A 17,666-nucleotide genomic window follows, 5' to 3' on the forward strand; every position below is an offset into this window, starting at 1 on the left:
TGTGATCTCCAGTCCCTTGGTCACGATCTTATCTTCGTGTCCACGAAACCGGCAGCAGGCCACTCTGTGCGACTTTTATACCCACCACGCGCAGCGTCGCGATGTTCGTCGCTCCACTGCCTTCATGGTGAGGCTGTCCGCCAGAGCTGCGCGCGCAATCCGCCCAAGGCACGGTTCTCGACTGGCTTACATCATCATCCCTCGCCCAGCATCTCGAGAAGCCTGCCATCCTCGCTGGGCCGCGGATCTTCCTTGAGATCGAAGATCACGCTGCCGACTACCCCGCGCCATTCCGATGTGATCCCCTCGCTCTGCGCGGACCGCCGCACGGTGATGATGACCGGTGCCTTCGATACGAGTCTCGCCTGCATGACGGCTTCAGAGCCGCGCAGATAGCGAAGATGGGCCCAGAGGGCGAAGCGATCCTCCCAACCCTCGACGACGCCACCCATGTCGGTCTCGATCATGGCGTAGACTTGGAAGGTGACGCGCTGACTAAGCCGCCCGCGTTCATGGTCACAGCCGGCTCCTGAGGTGCGCGCCAGCAGGGCCTCGACTGCGAAAGGCAGGCGGTGCCTGTGCCGGTGACATGCCGATGCGCGTACTACTACGCGATCGGCCGAACCGCTGCCCGAGGATGATAATTTGACCCGCGCCGCGACAGCTTTACAATACAATAACCTGAGAGGTCTTCCTCGCAACAGATCACTCAGCCCGTTGCAGGCCTGCAGAAACCATGCTCAAAACTCGTAACAGGCGAAGGATCAGAATGTTGCGCCGACTCCACGAAGCTTATGTCGGGCTCCTTGTGCTGCTTCTGGTCTCGGGTTGCCGAAACGAAAATCCTCAGCGACAGTTCGAAGATGTTTCAGCTGACATAGGTCGGTACCTCGCCATGGACAGCGAGGACCCTCGGCGCACTGCCGACCGCCAGAGTTTGCTTGGCGAGATAACGAACGAGCTCGACATTATCCGAACCGAATACCCAGACACTAAGCAAGGACGGCAGATCGCAGAAGACCAACCGATCATCGGCATACGCCCCAGCGACTTGTTCCGGGAACTGACCATGTTGCAGCTTTGCGAACGTGACGTAATGAGCTGTGCGGCATTGCTGTCGATCGAGACAGCGCGGGAGGCGCCGGATGCCCTTCCAGATGCCATCAGAGCTTTGGCTGCCGTGGGACAGATGGCTGAGGTCGAAAAGGAGATCAGCCTCCTTGACGCGGAGGACCGCCGGAGCGCAATTGACGCAGCTCTTGATGGCCTCACGGTTACGCACGATTGGCAGGGTGCGGAGCGTTTGATCGCCTTGTTGGAGGACAATCATGCCGAGCAGTTCGATATTATCCGCACCATAGTCCAGAAACAGGCTGCCAGCGACCCGAGACTTGCCTTGGAGACGGTTTCGACATGGGTGAAAGCAATGCCCGAGAACGATACCTCCGGCTATGAGCGCCTGGAAAGTGGCATCGAGTTGTACGCCCAATTGGGGAGCGCCAAGGACGCTGTCGAGACGGTCGCGATGCTGCCGGAGGATCGGCAGTTCGGGACCTTGCTGCAACTGTACGTATCGTTTCGCGCACATAGGCATGACGACGCTGCAAAGCAGATCGATGAGCTTGTAGCTGCCAAGATTGCGAATATGGAAGGCGTCACAGCTCGGTCCATTGCCTGGAGCAGGGTGGCGGCTGCCAAAAGCAAGGTGGCTGCGAGCGGTGCTGTCGCCGACACGAGCGAGGGGGTCGCCTCGTTGATGGATGTGGATATCGATTTCGGCAATGTGTTCGGAGCCCGCGAAAGTACCCTTCCATCGAATGACGGCGAGCTTGGTAGCTCAGCCACCGAGGAACTGCTCGAAGCCGATGCCGAGGCCTATACCAAGGCTCTCGCGTCCGGCAGGCTGGAGCAGGCGATGGAAGCAGCGAAAAAAATCCATGACCGTGCCTTAAGGGGACCTGCGGGACCGGTCCGCGACAGGAAGCTGGATCAGGTAGCCGGCATGCTGGCGGCGCTCGGAGACGGATACGCTGCAATTGTGGCCGCCCGTGCAATCGAAGATGCCACGGAACGAGCGAAGACACAGGCGCGCATCGCTGTCAGTCTGGCTGTGCGAGGTTAGGAATGAACGATGTGCCGGACCTCGACGGGAAGCCGTCTGACGCCGACCGCCTGGCGCGACTGGAGCGTGGCCTGCAGGTAATCATGAGCAACCAGGACGAAGATGCGCTCTTGATCGCGCGTGTCGAAGCGGCGTTTCCCGATCTTGTCGCATTGAGCGACAGCCACTGCAGAAAAGTCAGCCGATGGGGGGTACTGCTGCAGCGACCGCGCGCTCTAGGGGGACGGGCGTTGCGCGGGTGGCTCAGGAACCAGCGCCACCAGCCGCCTCTGCCTACCGTCAGCTTGACTCATCTTCTGGAGGCCCTACCCCGTCGACCGCGCCTCCTCTCCCTCGTGCCGGGATTGGTCGTGCTCACCTTGGCAGTTGCAATCATTGCGACAGGTATCGGCGCAGCCCTGATCGCACATGAACAAGCCGAGGTTCCAAGCCGCTGGGGCTTCCTTGGCAGGAAGTCGTTCGATCTTGTCACGTTTTCGCTTTGGATTGGAGGCGCGGGCATCCTGGTCGCGTTGGGAGGTGCGGCCTTGTGGGCGTTTCGGGATCAGCCACAGAAAAAGCTGGCCGCAGAGATGCGTGAGCGTCTGGCGACCTTGGTTTTCGGGAGCTGCGGCGCGCTGAAGGAGCCATCGTTGATCAAGGCCATGCTCGACGTGCAAAACGAGAAGGCGAATCGAGATGCTGCTGCGTGAGATCCCCGCTCATCTGCTCCGTGGCGTCGCCGACGGGCAGCTGCAGGTCTTTGGTGGTATCATTAAGCATATGGAAAGCGGACAAATCGTTGGGCATTTGCAGCAAACGGGACCGCTGTTGAGCCAACTCGCTGATGCGCTGCCCGGGATGAACCCGCTCGGTTTCTTGGGGACTGGCCTCAACACGGTTCTCGATGTAAGAATCCTCGATCGGCTGGAAACGTTGCAGACCGGCATGACACAGCTGCTGGGGATGCAGTCCATTGATCTGGCTGGCTCTTGGATAAGCGTCATCCAGAACGAACAGATAAAGCAGAGGCTGGGGAATCTGCAAATCGCAGTTGAGAACGTGCAGGCGCTTCAGCTTGCCACATTGCTCGGATCGGGGCTGGGCTTCGGTATTTCGGTTGCCCATCAGTACTATATGCAGAAGCGCCTGCGCCTGATCGAGACTCGGCTTGAAGATTTGCATCGCAAAGTCGACCGGATCACCAAAGACCGCCGGAGCGATGAACTTCGGATGATCTTGCGCCAACTTTCGGGTCTGCAGAATCTCTTCATAGCCCATGCCGAGAATGGTCTTGCGGGCATTTCCTTTGATCTCAGGATCCGTTTCACCGACATTCTTGAGCAATTCGAAGAACACATCAGCAGGATTCTGGATCCAGCTGTACCAGACGAACTAGCATGGAGCGATCTGGCCGGCATCTGGCCGCTTCTCAACGCTCTCGCGCTTTGTCATTCTGCTCGCATACATGTCTTGTTCGAGGCTGATGAACTGCCAACCGCGAAAAATCTTGCCGAGGGAGCGGTGAGAAAGATGACCGAAGAGTTGAGGCGCTTCGATCCTGCCGCCGTTCAGCACCGACTTGGCCTGGGAGAGCCTCGGGTAGATGGAGTGCCACCCCGCACGGCGGCGCTGGTGCTTCTGCTTCAACTGCGTGATGCCTATGCTGCGATGATCCGAGCCGTCGCATGTCAAGGGTTTCTAGCCTGCCATCTGCAAAGGTCAGGCTATTCCGGCCGAGCCTACATGGCCGAGATCCGCAGAATTGATCGCCCAGCCGTGATGCTTCTGGAGCAAGGCTGAGCAAATGATCGAACCGTCCTGTTCCTCCTCACAGCCGGATCCTGCGATAAGGTGCCAGCATTGCCTCGACGGCGAAGGGCAAGGCGGCTCCGGTACCAGTCACCTGCCGATGCTCGTACCATTGAGTGACCAGCAGCAGCATGGCCTGACGGATAGCGGCCGGCACATCGGCCGGAGCGCCATAGCCGGCGGTAAAGGTGATCGCCGCGGGTCGGCCGAGGCCGAAGCTCGGCCGCAGCAACAGGCGCTGATCCTGCAGGGCGAGTTCATGCTCCATCTCGCCCCCCGCAGGATCGATGAACACCGCACTGTCGATGACGCTGTCCGGAAACGGCAGCCAGATCGGCCCCGAGATCGCGTCAACCTCCGCACGCCAGGTCTGGGTGACGAGGCACCGGCCGAGGATCCCGGCCGGGCCGGCGAGCCAGGCCGTGGCTGCGTCGATGTAATGCTGGAGGAGCAGGTCCTCGTCATCATGCGCGACGCGCGCCTGCGCCTTGGCTTCGCTCAGCGTGATCGGCGTCGCAGCGGGCGGGGTGACGAGGACAAGCCGCATCAGTCGGCCGCCTTGCCGTAGACGGCGGGGTCGACGCCCTGACCCGTGAAGTCGGATTCATCGGGACGCACTCGCTTGGGGTCGTTCCAGTCGATGGCATTCTGGGCGGCGGCGGTGCCGGCGCGCGGATTGGCATCGACGCTCTCGTGGCTTACATCAACCGCATCCGTGATTGCAGGTTCGATGATCGCACCGGAGGCATCCTCCAGTGCTGCCGCCGGCGCAGGATCAGCGGTGCCATGAACGTCGTCCTCGATTGCGGTCGCACCGTTTTTCAGTGCGGGATCGTTCTTCTTCACAGCCATGACGGCCTCCATTCGGACAAGGATGGGCGCCCGGCGTGCACCGCCGGGCCGGTGCTTCAGGCTGCGGCCATCCTGAGGACCCGCAACATCTCGGGGTTGAGGAGCCCGCCGCCCACGCGCTTGGTGGTGTAGAAGTGGACATAGGGCTTGTTGGTGAAGGGATCGCGCAGCACCCGCACACCGGTGCGGTCGACGATCAGGTAGCCGCGGCGGAAGTCGCCGAAGGCTACCGGCATGGCGCCGGGGGCGACGTCCGGCATCGCGGCCATCTCGGTCACCGGGTAGGCCAGCACGTTCTGCGGCTGGCCTTCGGTGAAGGAGGGCTGCCAGAGATAGTTGCCCTAGCCATCCTTGAGCTTGCGGATGCTTGCGAGCGTGTTGCGGTTCGCGACCAGACGGGCATTCTGTGCCGCCTGACCGGGGAGCGAATAGACCAGATCGATCAGCTCGTCGGCAGTGATGGCGGCAGCGCTGTCTGCGGTAGTGGTCGGGATCGCACCCCAAGGGTGCGCCGCAGCCTTCGAGCCTCCTTCCGCATAGGTCAGGACCCCCGAGGGCTTGTTGACCCCATCACCGGCCACGAAGGCGATGCCCTCCTGGTAGGCGAACTCCGCCTCGATCTCGCTGGCGATCCACTGCTCGAGGTTGATCGCCGCATCATCGAGCATCTGCTGGGTGGCGCCCGGGTTGGCGTAGATCTCGCCCGGGGTGTAGTCGAGATGCCCGAACTGGGGCGTGCTGGTCTGCGGCCGCGGCGCGGTCTCGCCGACCCAGCCGGAGCCGAACCCTTGCGCCGAGAAGAGCTTGCGGAAGCCTGCGCCCGAGATGGTCTGCACCGAGGCGATCTGGCGCATGGGCGAGACCTCCACCAGCTTGTCGGTGATGGTGCGGTCCCACTCGACCGGCGCCGGATAGCCGCCCTCGGCGTCAGCGCCCTTGTTCAGCGCCGCCGAGACCTCACCCTTGCGAAAGTGGGCCCGGAAGGCGTCGGTGTAGGCGGCATCGACCGGGCCGGCCACCGTCCCGCTGCCGCCGATGCGGAGCGCGGCGATCTGCGCGGCCTGTGCATCCATTGCGGCCTGCAGCTCGCCCACGGCCGCATTGATGCGGTCGACCTTCTCGGCCCGGACCACGTCTTCCTGGCCTTTGCGGAGTGCGGCCAGTTGGTCGCTGTGCTCGGCCTTGAAGGCCTCGAAGCTGCGCTGCAGCTCGGCGAAGATCTGCTTCGGATCGCCGCTGGCGTCTGCGCGCAGGGCAACGATCCCGCGCGTGAGCGCAGGGTGGGACATCATGGTCATGGGATTACCTCTCAGGTGAGCGTCTGGATGAGGGACCGCGCGAGGGCGGCCCAGTCGTCGTCAGCGCGCGGCGTGACGAGTGCGGCAGCGCCCGGCGTGCCACGGAGTTGGGTCAGAAGCGCACGGCGTTCCGACCGGGAGATGTTCTGCTTCGCCAGCAGGCTGTCGATGCGGCGCAGTGCGCTCGGGCCGTTGCCATGATGGCTCTCGGTCTCGACCACGTCGGCTGTGAGGAAGTCGTCCGCGAGGCCGGCCGCCACCGCCTGCGCGCCGGTGAACCACGTCTCCGCGTCCATCCAGGCAGCGGCGACATTCTGATCGACGCGGGCCTTCGCGGCGTAGACTTCGGCCATGGCCGCATCGAAGGGCACCATCGTCTCGGCGGCCGCGGCCATGTCGTGGCGGTTGCCGATGGCGACCACCCAGGCATTGTGCAGCATCAGGAACCCGGCACGGCCGATCCGGACCTCGTCTCCGGCCATGGCGATCACCGAAGCCGCGGAGGCGGCGAGCCCGAGGATGCGGACGGTGACCTTGCGCGGATCGTGGCGCAGCAGGTTGTAGATCGCCACGCCCTCGAAGAAGTCGCCGCCGGGACTGTTGAGATCGACGGCGATCTCGTCGGCGGTGATCGAACGCAGGGCCGCAGCGATGCGCCGTGCCGTCACGCCGTCGCCGGTCCAGCCGTCGGTGCCGATCACGTCGAGCATGCTGATGACGTTGGCGCCATCCGTGGTGTCGTCCCTGTCTGCCGCCCGAAGGCCAGCATTCCACTTCGCCATCAGTGCGGAGTCGGGTTCATAGGCCTGCACCCTCGGCGGGCGCGTGAGGCTGATCGGGGGTGCGCTGCGTAGCGTCATGGCTCTCGTTCCTCTGTCTCCGGCGCCGGTCCGTCGCCCTCCTGGTCCGCCGTCGGCGGTGCCGTCATGTTCGGCGGCGGATAATAGACATCGCCGCCTTCACGCGGGTTCTCGTCCTCGAGGGTGCGGATCTCGTTGGGGCTCCACACGCCCCATTGCAGCCCCTTCACGTAAGCCTCCCAGCGGGCCTTGATGTCGCCCTTGACCAGGGCCGCCCGGTTGAAGCGGGCGTAAAGGTCGGGGCGGCCCGGATCGATCAGGTCCCGGGCGATGGTCTCCTCCCAGGTCGTCAGGTGATCCTCGAGGGTGTAGGCCACGAAGCCGATCGACTGCTGCTCGATGCCGGTGCCCCAGCTCGTCAACTTCTCGGTGTCGCCGATCATGTGCGGCGGTACCCCGAAGAACATGGCGATGTCGGAACGGGTGAAACGGCGGCTCTCGATCCATTGCGCATCCTCGGCCGTCATCGCCATGCGGGCGTAGTCCATGCCTTCCTCGAGGATCAGGTGCCGGCCTCCCTCGTGCGATCATCGATGCGACGGCGCAACTGCAGCGGCAGCGTGGCGACCGCGCCCGCAATGATGCGCACGCAGGCGTGGACTGCCGCCACCGTGAGAGCGGTCTCGGGCGAGACGCTCACCCTGGCCGCCGTGGCCGAACCGCCGCGCAGGACCTGCTCGAGCTCGGCCGAGGTATGGACCACCGTGCCGCCCATCGAGCCGAGGGACGCCTGCGGCTGCACGCCCGGCGGCGGCGCGGCAGCAGCAGGCATTGCGCTTCCACGCGCGCCAAAGAGACGGGACCAGAGAGACATGCAGCGTTCCTGTCAGAGCAGCATCGGCCGACGGGCCTGATAGACCGAGCGTCCGGCGGACTCGTCGCGCAGCATGGCCCGGCCAAGCGCGTTGCAGAGCGCCACGATCCCGTCGATGCGCTCGGAGGAGCGTTCCTTGTCCGGTTTGATGTTGCCGGCCGGATCCTGTCGCACGGCCACGTTCGAGGCACTCCAGCGCAGCACCGGATGGCCGCCGTGCCAGAGGAGCCGCGAGACCGCGAGCCGCTCCAGCTCCGCCGTGGGCGCAGCCATGCTCAGGAACCCCTGGCCGAACTGGACGAGGTTGATGCCCTCGTCCTGCAGATGCTGGACGATCTCGCCGGCGAAGGTGCGGTCATAGCTGAGCTCGCGCAGATCGAAGCGGCCTGCAAGCGCGAGGATCTCCGCCTCGATGAAGGCGAAGTCGGTGGCATTGCCCGGGGTCGCTGTCAGGAACCCCCGGTCGCGCCAGACATCGTAGGGCACCCGGTCGCGCCGGGCGCGGCGCGGGATGTCCTCCTCCGGCACCCAGAAGCGGCTGAGCACGATCCATTTGTCGGCCAGGCTTCCGAGCGCCGGATCGCGCGTGGGTGGAAACAGCAGCAGGAAGGCCGAGAGGTCGTTGACGCGAGCGAGATCCAACCCGCCGTAGCACTCGCGGCCAGCCAGCAGGCGCTCCAGCCGTTCCTGTTCCGCTGCAATCGTGGCGGCGTTCGTTTCCGGCGCAAGCCCGCCTTCCGCCCAAACCTCCATGTCGAGCCACCGGGTGACCTGCTCGGTCCATTCATTGAGCCGCAGCCGCCGGATCGCGTTCTGTTGCGCCGGCATCTCGCGCGCCTCGTCGATCTGGCGTTTGAGATCATCCGGCTTCACCGTCACCCCAAGGCTCGGGTTGGCCTTCACCCAGACCTTCGGATCGGTCCAGTCGTCGCCTTCGTCGATGGTGGCGATGAAGGCAAACCACGGATCGGCCGTCTCCTGCGGCAGCGTGCCCTCCAGCACCTTCACCGAGAACTCGTGATGCTGGCGGCAGACCGAGTGGCGGTCGTGCCCGGCGGTGGTGATCTCGACGATCAGCGGCTGGCGCCGGGCGCCGGTTGCCGTGTTGAGCTTCTGGATGATCTCGGGTCCCGGATGCTCATGCACCTCGTCCACGGCGGCGAAGTGCACGTTCAACCCGTCCATCTTGCTGGCGTCGGCCGAGAGCGGCCGGAACCACGACGCGGTGGGCAGCACGGCGAGGTTGTTGACGGTGCGGGTGACGCGGCTCGAAAGCGCCGGGCTCGCGGCCACCATGCGCTCGGCCTCGCCGAAGACGATCCGGGCCTGATCGCGGGTGGTCGCGGCGGCATAGACATGGGCGCCGGCTTCCCCATCCGCGACAAGTGCATAGAGCGCGATCCCGGCCAGCAGGGCGGACTTGCCGTTCTTGCGCGCGACCTCGACATAAGCCGTTCGGAACCGCCGCAACCCGTCCGCGCGCTTCCAGCCGAAGAGCGAGCCCACCACGAACTGCTGCCATGGCTGCAGATTGAAGGGCTGGCCCGCCCATTCGCCCGTTGAATGCCGCAGATGGCTGAAGAACTCGATCGCGTGCAGCGCCGCGTCCCGGTCCCAGACGAGCCCCCGGTCCCTGCCGGCCTTCAGATCGTCGAGATGGCGCTGGCAGGCCCGCCAGGTGAGATGTCCAGCGACAACCTTGCCCGCAACCACCTTGCGCGCCCAGGCAGTCACCGGACAGGCTTTGGTGCGGATGGCTTTGGCCACGGATCAGATACTCCTCGGGCGGTTCCGCAGGATCGCAGACGTGTTGAAGGTCAGCCTCATAGGGAGAGGTCAGCGCCCCAGCGCTAGGCACCAGCCTGCGGCAACGGCTTTGACCTGGAGAGAAGAGGACTGGCGCGGCATGGCCCGCGCGGATCAAACCTTCGCCATCATTGTCAATCGCACTGAAAGGGCGCAACCTTGCCTTGCAGAAGCCAGCAGCAAGGATCCTCGGCCCGAGTCGGAAAGGGGAGAGCGTGGCACAGGACGATCGTGACCAGGAACTGCGGGCCTTCGCCCAGGTCGTCTCCGCGTGGAAGCACCTGAGCGCAGTGTCGAGTCGGTCCCCGGAAGACGTGCACGGCATCTTCGAGAAGCTGGGCGTACCCCGTGAGGATGCTCGCGAAGCTGCATCGATCATCGAGGATCTCCGGCGTGTAAGCGTTGCCGAGCCTGGGAAGATGCTCAATGTGCCAAGCTGCGCGTTGGGATGGCAGCCGAGCATTCTTGCGCCGGTCTTCCATGGCACCAGGGAGATCTCGATGGCCTCCGGACCGCCGATGCGTCACCGTGTCTACTTTCCAAGCACGGACGGCTCGCCGGATACGGCGCCACCTCTCCTGGGCTGCGGCCGCTATCCCCTTGTGCTGTTACTCCATGGATTCTGCATCGAGGCTGATCACTTCCGCAGGTGGGATCTCTTCGCGGCTCGGCTGGCACGCGCCGGCTACGTGGTCGTGGTTCCGGAGATTGATCACTCCTATCCTTGGGCGGAGGACGCGCCGGCTGTTGCAATGGTAGAGGAGCTACTGCTCTGGATGCGAGCATCGTGGGAGTTTGCCGATGCCCTGTTGCCGAGGCCGGCAACAGCCATCGTCGGCCATTCCTGGGGGGCGCTGCTCGGTGGCAGGATCCTCGCGCGCCAGCAGCATCCTTTTTCGGCCTACGCATCGCTGAGCGGTAGCTGGAGAGAGTGGGCCTTCCCCCATCCGAATCCGTTACCCTCCCTTGGAACAGCTTCCCTGTTCGTCTGGGGCGATGGCGCATCCGACGCTTCTGCGGACCTCGGTGCATGGTGGACCCAGCTTGATCTTGTCAAGCACCGGATTGTCTTTTCCGGCGCTGAGCACTGGGACTACCTGGGCGATCAGGGCACCACATGCGCAGCCTGGACGGGCGCCTGTCCACCCTTTGTCCGGGACTTGGCGGCTGACTTCGTGCTGACGTTCCTTTCACATTACCTCCCGCCGGAGCGGTGGTGGCTACTGCCGGTCACCATTCCGCACAGCCTCGTCCCACCGCCGCTAGACCTCACGGCTGATCAGGAGTTCTTTGCCGGCGGCCACCTGCGCGGCTTCGCCAGAGTCGGAAGCGGGAACTGCAACGTCACCCACACCTGGCAGGTCAACGCGGACACGGGAGCGATCACACTGACAGGCCACTGATGCTGCCATCGCGACAACCGACCTCACAAGCGGAGCGGTGGCTCCTTCATGCGGAGTGCCGGCAGTTGTTTCCTTGAGATGGGTGCCTTCTCGACGCCGCAAGGGTGTCTGGTCGGCCTTAACAGGGCGCGCGTGCAGGGACCGTTTCGAACCGCGCTGACGGCACCTGCTTGCCCCTTTGACGCACCTGGGCAAGCCGAAGCACACGGTCAGCAACTCAACTTCCCCCGTCGACTCAAGTAATCTTCGAACGGATCCGCTGCTTCGCCCGGGGCCGCCATGCGGATGCGGGTGCGGCTCGAGGGCGTCAGGCCGAACTCGCTCTCGATCTGGCCCATCTGCGCGAGGCACTTGTTGGCCACTGCCAGAAACGGGTTCTGGATGATGTTGCCGCCGGCGGCCTTGACGACGGGGCCACGGCGCTTGACCTCCGCCTCCGCCTCGAGCCAGCGCCGCCAGATCACCACGTAGCGGGCCAGCGCCCCGGCATCGAGTTCCGTCATCACCCCGTGCCGAGCCAGCAGCTCGGCCAGTTCGGTGACCTTGGCGACGGCTGCTTCGTCCAGATGCTCGGGTGGAGCGGGCACCGAAACCACAGGCTGCGGCTCGGCCGGGTTCATTCGGTGCGGCCGGGCTGTGCCCTTGACCAGCTTGAGCTGCGTCGGCAGCGGCTTGCGACCCGCCATGATCACGTCCTCGGTCTTTCTGGAGATAAAGCAAGGATGTTGCTTCGGTTTGCCCACACTCCGCATTCGCCCGGAGCGATGGTGGTGACACACCGCGACGCAGGGCCCGCATTCCGCGCGCCCCGATGCGACGGAGACACCCATGACCCAACTTTCCGACACCCAGTTCCTGATCCTGAGCGCGGCCGCGCAGCGTGACGACCGCAACCTCCTGCCGCTCCCCGGTTCGCTCCGCGGTGGCGCCGCAACCAAGGTGGTGGGCGCGCTGCTCTCCCGCGGGCTGATCGCGGAGACCACGACTGACAGCCAGATGAAGGCCGACGCCGCACTGAACCGCATCTAGCGCAACGAGGCGGACGGCCGCGCCATCCTGTTCCACATCACCGACGCGGGCCTCGCCGCCATCGGCACCGAGCCCGAGAGCTGCGACAGCGCGCCCACGAGCGCCGACAAGGCGCCGGGCGCGGAGGCCCCGGAGGACGCTCCGGCCGGGCCCGAGGCCGTGCTCAAGGCGCGCACGCCGCGCGAGGGCACCAAGCAGGCCACGCTGATCACCATGCTGCGCGCACCGGCAGGCGCGACCACCGCGGAGATCGTGGCCGCCACCGGCTGGCAGGCGCACACGGTGCGCGGCGCCTTCGCCGGGGGGTTCAAGAAGAAGCTCGGCCTCGAGGTGACCTCGGAGAAGATTGAGGGGCGCGGTCGGGTTTATCGGCTACCGGCAGCCTGACAGAACCAGAACAGCAGCAATCTCGTTGCCGTCACGATTTCGGGTTCAGCAGGCGGCGGTCTGCTGAACCCGCGTTGCTCACCCCACCCGGACGGGGCGGACGGCACGCTCGAGCTTCTGGAGGAACCCGCCTGAGCGACGGTTGCCGCGAACGGCCCGGCGTTCCGGAGTCGCCAGCGGAACGGTCACCAGCCCCGCAGGCGCTCGAACAGCCGCCGCAGCAGGTAGCTGCGCGCCAGCGAGACCCTGACGAAGGCGAGGCCGATGGTCCGATGCTTCCCGAGCCCGGTCTCGATCCCGAACCACGGGATGTACGGTCCGAGTTCCCGCCTCAGGGCGCCGTTGCGGTGAACAAGTTGACGCGCGCGGGTATTCGGATCCCGTCGCTCGAGCGAAACTGCTCAAAGCGCGCAGCAACCTCTTCGGCGATCGCCGTCCTGTCCTCGTCCGTGCCGCCTTTCTCCCTGACGACACGAGCCGCTGGTCCAACAACCGTCACCAGCTTGAGGACTGCCTCGAGACCGCCAGGATGATGCAGGTCAACCGCGACGCCACGCCCCTTGCACCCGGAGAACCCGGCATCCGAGAGGATCGCTTTGACACGCTCGAGGTCTTGGAACGCCATGGGACCTGGCGCGTCTGGAGGTGTCGGAGGAACCGTCCCCAGCCGCGCCGTCGCGATCCGGTGCGGCCAAGCAAACCAAGGGTTCTCCTCCGGCCCCGCCCAAGCGACGAATGCGATCCGTCCTCCTGAGCGGAGCGCCGACCGGAGATTTCGAAACGCTGTGACAGGGTCGGCGAAGAACATGAGCCCGAAACGGGACGCGACAAGATCAAAGGCTGACTCTGCGAAGGCGTGGTCCTGCGCGTCCGCGAGCTCGAAGGTCACGTTCTCAATTCCAAGCTCGTCGCGACGAACAGAAGCCCGCTCGAGGAGCGGCGAAGAGATGTCGACCCCGTGGACCCGCCCCGTAGGCGCGACGGCCCGAGCCAGCGCCAGCGTGGAGGTTCCGGCGCCGCATCCGACGTCCAGCACCGCTTCGCCCTCCCGAGGCTGGCAGGCTTCAAGCAGCAGGTCCCCGGCTGCCTGCGATATTGCGTCGAGGTCCGCTTGATACCGGACCCAGTTCTGGCCGGGTGCCGAGTTCCAGAACTCGGTCTGGTCCGCATTTGTCTTTGCCATCGCCAAGCGACATCCAGCCGGAGCGGGATGCTCCAAACCTCACACTGATCGGGACGCCTCAGCGAAGCAAGGGTCGTCCGGGAGTGATCCCGAAATTTCCACCAAGTGCATGTTGTTTTTGTATTGCGTGTGAACCCTTGTCAGTTCAGCTATGTCGATCTCCACCGAGGGTGCGTATTGATCGCTCACACGCATGCCCTTGATCTGGACACGGTAATCACAGCAGTCGTTCTGGAGATAGCCCTCTACCAGGAAGGATTCCCTCGTGCTTTCGACAAGGCGGAACTTGTAGACGCAGATCCCACGGCTCATCATCGGCCCGCCTCGCTTGTATTCGAGGAACATCTTGTCATCCCGGATCGAGACATCCTCGATCCTTGGTCCCATGATCTCGAGTTTTTGTGAATCCAGCCAGAAGACGTGGCCTGAGATATGCACGTCGTCATCGCGAAAACGAATGTCGAAGAGAGAGATTGAAACAGCCCGGAGCTCATCCTTGCCGTTTCCCTCGTCATCCCTGTATCCATAGCACAGCCATCGTCCAGCCTTGTCGACCCTTGTCAGACCCTTGAACATGTCGTCGGAAGTCGCGGCCTCGTAGTCGATATTGATATCGCCCTGCAGTTTGTATCCTGTGAGCAGGTCATAATAGCTCTCGAAGAGGTCGATCACCAATGCTTGCGTGGAGCGATACAGTCCCCGTCCATGGACGGTGCTGCCGTGAAGCCATCCGAAGATCACTTCTCGTTCGGGAGAATATCCGGTGTAATAGAGTATCGTAAAGTTCAGAACCGGTATGTTGTGGCGCAGCGGCCGAACCACGTGAGAAGTCTGGGATAGTCTTGCAATCCTTGCGCTACGGATGGCCGAATGAAGGTTCCTGAACCTGCGGCCATGCAGTTCCTTGATCCCGACCAGGTCGGTCCAGATCTCACCGCGTCCCTTGAAGAATTCGAGATAGACCCGCATCGCATCATGGTTGATTGCCGCAGCATCGGACGATCCTGATTGATATCCTACGAACGTGTTCTTCACTTCGACCGCATAGGCCACCCGTTGGGCGAGCCGCTCGACGGCATCGGGACCTGACAGAAGCTCAAGGCTGAAGTTCCGGTCAATGGCATGAACGATCTGTTCCTGGACATTGGCGAGAGCGTCACGCTGGCCGGCGCTGGTGTAAGTGGTCAGCAACTGATCCACGAACATGCTGAGCAGGATGAACAGAATGGCAAAGGCGATATCGGGGTTCAGGTCATCATTGAATTCATCAGCTGAAAGGATTGCTCCAGCCAGGGCAAGGAACGCGACCACCCTCCAGACGAACTCGATCCAGGTGAACTTTCCCAGTCGCTTTCGGAGCGTGAGGAACTCGATTCGACGCGACATCGACCATCCTTCCGGAAATTGCACTTGGGCATTCCGCAGATCGATGTTTCAGGCGTTGCCCTGCGCAAGCTAACACGGCCGCCTCGTTCCCGGAAGTGATTTACCTCCCGCACTCGGAGAAATTTCCGGGAGTGTCGGTCCAAGCTGTTTTGCTACGCTGGCACAGCCTGGGAAGCCTCGACAGTATTCTGTCCGTGAGGATGGGATGTCGATGGCCGGTTACCGTGTCCGGCGCTCCCGTTTCGTCGGGACGGATGGAGAAGCTCACGCCTGCCATCTAGGACTTCGGGTGCCCGGCCCTATACCCGCAAGCCTGGCCCGATTGGACCTGCGGTGGACGCCGGGCTCTCACCCCCGGTATCGGCCCTTTGTCCCACCTCCTGTGACAGGATAGAAACGGTTGCGCAGGGCGGAGTCGAACCGCCGAGCTCCGGGATATGGTCGACCCGGACTGTGGCTCTTCGATGTCCACGCAGCCGTGTCGGCGGTGAGTTGGACTTGCCCGGGGAAAGTGGAGAGCTCTTCTGAAGGAAAGCGGAGCAATTCTTGGGCAAACTGCAACGCCGGTTCGGCAAGGATTTCGAGGCGAAGGCCGTTCGTCTGGTCGAGACGAGGGGCCGCACGCAAAGGGAGATCGCCGAGGACCTCGGCATCGGGCTATCGACGCTGCGGCGCTGCGCCGGAACTCCGAAACCACCGGAGGCCGACAGGGCCGGAGACGCCAGCTTCGACAGCGGCCTCTTCACTGGACCGCCCGCTGCCACGCCTCGCCAGAACCGGTACAGGTTCTCACGCTGCCACACTGGCGGCCGTCCCGGCGAGGACAACTTACGCCGCGTCGAGCGCTCGGATTTCCGTCTTCCAGGTGGCCTCGCAGTTCAAGCTGTAAAAAATGGTCAGCCCTGAGGTCACGCCGGAGCAGGGTGTCGGCCGCTACGAGCACGACCGCACCCAGGGTCCGGCCTGCGCCATGGCAGCGGGCGCGGGGACCATCTATCGCAACTACCTCGTGCCCATGGGCGACCAGGTAGGTCAGACGAAGGATTGCCAACTCGACGGCCTTGCGGATTTCGGCCATGCGCTGGGCATGCCCCTGAACTCCCTGTGGCGTATGCAGAACGGCTACGCCCTGCCCTCGCGGAACAGCCTGGAGCGCATCACCGAGCATCTGCGCGCGGATCGCCACACGACATCGATCAGCTGCGTGGCCTTCTGCACGTCGGGTTGCACAGCGATGTCGAGGTCACGGACGGCGTCCAGTCACCCGGGCCGCTGGTCAGCCAGATCTACTACTCGGCGCTCCCCGTTGCCTCTGCGGGTCACCGCGGTGCGCTCTGGTCGAAGTTCGCGCGGCTGGTGTTGGATGCGGCTTACGAGGCAACACTGCTGGCAGGCGTCCTGAATGCCGCGCGCGGCGCCTCGAACCGGGTGCTACGGACGCGGCTCGGTGGGGACGCTGTCGGCAACGACGATGCTTGGATCGACGCAGGCATCCTGCGCGCCCTGCTGCTGGTGAGGGACCAGCATCTCGAGGTAAAGGTGGTGAGCTACGGGGCGCCGTCGTCCGGGCTCCGGAACATGGTGCAGACCTTTATCGAAGAGACCGCATCGTGAGAGGCTGTTTATGACCGATCCAGCGAGACCGCGCGTCTATCTTGCAGGGCCGGAGGTATTCCTGCCTGATGCCCTCGAGGTCCTGAAGGAGAAGGCGGACCTTGCACGAGCAGCGGGGTTCGAGCCGGTGACGCCGCTCGACAACGAAAGCCTTCCAACAGGCAGTCCCTTCGACCAAGGCCTAGCGATCTATCGGGCGAATGTGCGGCTGATGAACAGCTGCGATCTCATCATTGCCAATCTCACGCCCTTCCGAGGCGTCGGGGCCGATCCCGGCACCGCCTTCGAAGTGGGCTACATGGCAGCACGCGGTGCGAGGATCGCCGCCTACACGAACAGGGCCATGCCCCACTTCGAACGGATCCGTGATGAGCACTACCAGGGCCAGATCACGCAGGACCCGGCTGGAGAGTACCGCGGCCCCGACGGACTGGCGCTCGAGAACTTCGACATGTTCGACAACCTCATGCTGGCCGGGGCAATCGCCGACGGACGCGGGATCCTCGTCACCCATGAGGTTGAGGACAGCCGCCGTCTCTACCGGGATCTGACGGCGTTCAGGCGCTGCCTTGCGAGCTTGCAGGGCACGGAAGAACAGCCTGCACGCACCCGCACGGCGGAGTGACGGAGTGCCGAAGCGAACACGCCCAAACCTGCGTGCAGACGAGAGGCCAAGACGAGACGTTTCAGGAGCCTGATTGACACGGCTTCGCCAAGCGGGAACAAATCAGGAACATTACTGTTGTTCCTTTAGCCTGCTGGAGCCCCCTCCTCATGTCGTCGCCCCCTCCCGGCCTTGCCTATCTGCGGGCGCAGATCGCCCGGACCGAGGGCGAAGGCAGGCGGACATCGGGCGTCCTTCCCTTCGGCCTTCCCGACCTCGACCGGCGCCTGCCGGGCGGCGGCCTGGCGCTGGGCTGCCTGCACGAGGTGGCGGGGGGCGGCAACGGGGCTGTGGATGGCGCTGCGGCGGCCTGCTTTGCGGCCGGGATCGCGGCACGCCTGCCCGGTCCGGTGCTCTGGTGCGTGATCCAGGCCGACCTCTTCGCGCCTGGGCTGGCGCAGGCAGGCCTGCCGCCCGGCCGGGTGATCCATGTCGAGGCGGGGGACGAACGGGACGT

General features: G+C 64.2%; 18 protein-coding genes and 4 pseudogenes. 9 read left to right on the top strand and 13 right to left on the bottom strand.

The genetic code is table 11. The annotated features are described in order from the left end of the window. Positions 1–194 precede the first annotated feature (194 nt). A complete protein-coding gene (locus tag ACFFII_RS08400) occupies positions 195–548 on the bottom strand; it encodes a head-tail adaptor protein (protein WP_377698458.1) in 354 nt (117 codons plus the stop codon). Between the two features lie 347 nt (positions 549–895). Between ACFFII_RS08400 and ACFFII_RS08405 the strand changes: the two genes are divergently transcribed. Genes ACFFII_RS08405 through ACFFII_RS08415 form a run of 3 tightly spaced genes read left to right on the top strand, consistent with a single transcriptional unit; the run spans position 896 to position 3,904 of the window. Then, the gene (locus ACFFII_RS08405; protein ID WP_377698442.1) at positions 896–2,122 is read left to right on the top strand and encodes a hypothetical protein; all 1,227 of its coding nucleotides are present in this window, start codon (positions 896–898) and stop codon (positions 2,120–2,122) included. Between the two features lie 2 nt (positions 2,123–2,124). After that, a complete protein-coding gene (locus ACFFII_RS08410) occupies positions 2,125–2,814 on the top strand; it encodes a hypothetical protein (RefSeq protein WP_377698443.1) in 690 nt (229 codons plus the stop codon). Continuing rightward, the gene (locus ACFFII_RS08415; protein ID WP_377698444.1) at positions 2,801–3,904 is read left to right on the top strand and encodes a hypothetical protein; all 1,104 of its coding nucleotides are present in this window, start codon (positions 2,801–2,803) and stop codon (positions 3,902–3,904) included. Before ACFFII_RS08410 ends, ACFFII_RS08415 begins: the two co-directional genes overlap by 14 nt. Positions 3,905–3,932: 28 nt before the next feature. Here the strand turns inward: ACFFII_RS08415 and ACFFII_RS08420 are convergent, their stop codons facing one another. The 7 genes and pseudogenes from ACFFII_RS08420 to ACFFII_RS08450 form a co-directional block, all read right to left on the bottom strand. Further along, positions 3,933–4,460, bottom strand: coding sequence for a head-tail connector protein (locus tag ACFFII_RS08420; RefSeq protein ID WP_377698445.1), 528 nt, complete (start codon positions 4,458–4,460; stop codon positions 3,933–3,935). Further along, positions 4,460–4,765, bottom strand: coding sequence for a hypothetical protein (locus ACFFII_RS08425; RefSeq protein ID WP_377698446.1), 306 nt, complete (start codon positions 4,763–4,765; stop codon positions 4,460–4,462). Before ACFFII_RS08425 ends, ACFFII_RS08420 begins: the two co-directional genes overlap by 1 nt. 56 nt (positions 4,766–4,821) lie before the next feature. Beyond that, positions 4,822–6,063, bottom strand: a pseudogene (locus ACFFII_RS08430) (phage major capsid protein). Between the two features lie 11 nt (positions 6,064–6,074). Then, positions 6,075–6,923: a head maturation protease, ClpP-related gene (locus ACFFII_RS08435; protein ID WP_377698447.1), complete on the bottom strand. Its 849-nt coding sequence runs from the start codon at positions 6,921–6,923 to the stop codon at positions 6,075–6,077. Next, entirely contained in the window at positions 6,920–7,411 is a 492-nt protein-coding gene (locus ACFFII_RS08440) for a phage portal protein (RefSeq protein WP_377698448.1), read from the bottom strand. The genes ACFFII_RS08435 and ACFFII_RS08440 overlap by 4 nt, the downstream gene beginning before the upstream one ends. A gap of 14 nt (positions 7,412–7,425) precedes the next feature. Beyond that, the gene (locus ACFFII_RS08445; protein ID WP_377698449.1) at positions 7,426–7,695 is read right to left on the bottom strand and encodes a hypothetical protein; all 270 of its coding nucleotides are present in this window, start codon (positions 7,693–7,695) and stop codon (positions 7,426–7,428) included. Between the two features lie 54 nt (positions 7,696–7,749). Further along, on the bottom strand, positions 7,750–9,504 hold the full coding sequence (locus ACFFII_RS08450; RefSeq protein ID WP_377698450.1) for a terminase large subunit: 1,755 nt from the start codon (positions 9,502–9,504) through the stop codon (positions 7,750–7,752). A 254-nt stretch (positions 9,505–9,758) separates the two neighbouring features. On the opposite strand from ACFFII_RS08450, the gene ACFFII_RS08455 reads away from it, so the two are divergent. Next, positions 9,759–10,946, top strand: a complete 1,188-nt coding sequence (locus ACFFII_RS08455) for an alpha/beta hydrolase family protein (RefSeq protein WP_377698451.1) — start codon at positions 9,759–9,761, stop codon at positions 10,944–10,946. Positions 10,947–11,155: 209 nt separating this feature from the next. Here the strand turns inward: ACFFII_RS08455 and ACFFII_RS08460 are convergent, their stop codons facing one another. Then, complete coding sequence (locus ACFFII_RS08460) at positions 11,156–11,632, bottom strand: phage terminase small subunit P27 family (RefSeq protein ID WP_377698452.1); 477 nt, start codon at positions 11,630–11,632, stop codon at positions 11,156–11,158. Between the two features lie 142 nt (positions 11,633–11,774). Between ACFFII_RS08460 and ACFFII_RS08465 the strand changes: the two are divergent. After that, positions 11,775–12,362, top strand: a pseudogene (locus ACFFII_RS08465) (DUF3489 domain-containing protein). 185 nt (positions 12,363–12,547) lie between these two features. Here ACFFII_RS08465 and ACFFII_RS17795 read toward each other — a convergent pair. Genes ACFFII_RS17795 through ACFFII_RS08475 form a run of 3 tightly spaced genes read right to left on the bottom strand, consistent with a single transcriptional unit; the run spans position 12,548 to position 14,931 of the window. Further along, complete coding sequence (locus tag ACFFII_RS17795; RefSeq protein WP_446686939.1) at positions 12,548–12,697, bottom strand: DUF7220 family protein; 150 nt, start codon at positions 12,695–12,697, stop codon at positions 12,548–12,550. Further along, entirely contained in the window at positions 12,694–13,545 is an 852-nt protein-coding gene (locus ACFFII_RS08470) for a class I SAM-dependent methyltransferase (RefSeq protein WP_377698453.1), read from the bottom strand. Before ACFFII_RS08470 ends, ACFFII_RS17795 begins: the two co-directional genes overlap by 4 nt. 39 nt (positions 13,546–13,584) lie before the next feature. Next, positions 13,585–14,931 carry a hypothetical protein gene (locus ACFFII_RS08475; RefSeq protein ID WP_377698454.1) on the bottom strand — a complete coding sequence of 449 codons (1,347 nt, stop codon included), beginning with the start codon at positions 14,929–14,931 and terminating at the stop codon, positions 13,585–13,587. A 546-nt stretch (positions 14,932–15,477) separates the two neighbouring features. Here ACFFII_RS08475 and ACFFII_RS08480 point away from each other — a divergent pair. Beyond that, positions 15,478–15,606: pseudogene (locus ACFFII_RS08480) on the top strand (transposase); the annotation flags it as partial. Here ACFFII_RS08480 and ACFFII_RS17800 read toward each other — a convergent pair. Then, positions 15,601–15,758: pseudogene (locus ACFFII_RS17800) on the bottom strand (IS30 family transposase); the annotation flags it as partial. The pseudogenes ACFFII_RS08480 and ACFFII_RS17800 overlap by 6 nt on opposite strands. A gap of 397 nt (positions 15,759–16,155) precedes the next feature. Here ACFFII_RS17800 and ACFFII_RS08485 point away from each other — a divergent pair. The 3 genes from ACFFII_RS08485 to ACFFII_RS08495 form a co-directional block, all read left to right on the top strand. Further along, positions 16,156–16,545, top strand: a complete 390-nt coding sequence (locus tag ACFFII_RS08485) for a hypothetical protein (RefSeq protein ID WP_377698455.1) — start codon at positions 16,156–16,158, stop codon at positions 16,543–16,545. 10 nt (positions 16,546–16,555) lie between these two features. Continuing rightward, the gene (locus ACFFII_RS08490; RefSeq protein WP_377698456.1) at positions 16,556–17,170 is read left to right on the top strand and encodes a nucleoside 2-deoxyribosyltransferase; all 615 of its coding nucleotides are present in this window, start codon (positions 16,556–16,558) and stop codon (positions 17,168–17,170) included. Positions 17,171–17,319: 149 nt separating this feature from the next. After that, the coding region (locus ACFFII_RS08495; protein WP_377698457.1) for an ImuA family protein at positions 17,320–17,666 on the top strand (347 nt) is incomplete at its 3' end.

This window comes from Paracoccus niistensis, assembly GCF_042432925.1.
GTDB lineage: Bacteria > Pseudomonadota > Alphaproteobacteria > Rhodobacterales > Rhodobacteraceae > Paracoccus > Paracoccus niistensis.

Bases quoted from the DNA above. Each gene is read 5' to 3' on its own strand.
- ACFFII_RS08405 (WP_377698442.1), top strand. From the start codon at position 896: ATGGACAGCGAGGACCCTCGGCGCACTGCCGACCGCCAGAGTTTGCTT.
- ACFFII_RS08410 (WP_377698443.1), top strand. From the start codon at position 2,125: ATGAACGATGTGCCGGACCTCGACGGGAAGCCGTCTGACGCCGACCGC.
- ACFFII_RS08415 (WP_377698444.1), top strand. From the start codon at position 2,801: ATGCTGCTGCGTGAGATCCCCGCTCATCTGCTCCGTGGCGTCGCCGAC.
- ACFFII_RS08420 (WP_377698445.1), bottom strand. From the start codon at position 4,460: ATGCGGCTTGTCCTCGTCACCCCGCCCGCTGCGACGCCGATCACGCTG.
- ACFFII_RS08425 (WP_377698446.1), bottom strand. From the start codon at position 4,765: ATGGCTGTGAAGAAGAACGATCCCGCACTGAAAAACGGTGCGACCGCA.
- ACFFII_RS08435 (WP_377698447.1), bottom strand. From the start codon at position 6,923: ATGACGCTACGCAGCGCACCCCCGATCAGCCTCACGCGCCCGCCGAGG.
- ACFFII_RS08440 (WP_377698448.1), bottom strand. From the start codon at position 7,411: ATGGACTACGCCCGCATGGCGATGACGGCCGAGGATGCGCAATGGATC.
- ACFFII_RS08445 (WP_377698449.1), bottom strand. From the start codon at position 7,695: ATGCCTGCTGCTGCCGCGCCGCCGCCGGGCGTGCAGCCGCAGGCGTCC.
- ACFFII_RS08460 (WP_377698452.1), bottom strand. From the start codon at position 11,632: ATGGCGGGTCGCAAGCCGCTGCCGACGCAGCTCAAGCTGGTCAAGGGC.
- ACFFII_RS08470 (WP_377698453.1), bottom strand. From the start codon at position 13,545: ATGGCAAAGACAAATGCGGACCAGACCGAGTTCTGGAACTCGGCACCC.
- ACFFII_RS08475 (WP_377698454.1), bottom strand. From the start codon at position 14,931: ATGTCGCGTCGAATCGAGTTCCTCACGCTCCGAAAGCGACTGGGAAAG.
- ACFFII_RS08490 (WP_377698456.1), top strand. From the start codon at position 16,556: ATGACCGATCCAGCGAGACCGCGCGTCTATCTTGCAGGGCCGGAGGTA.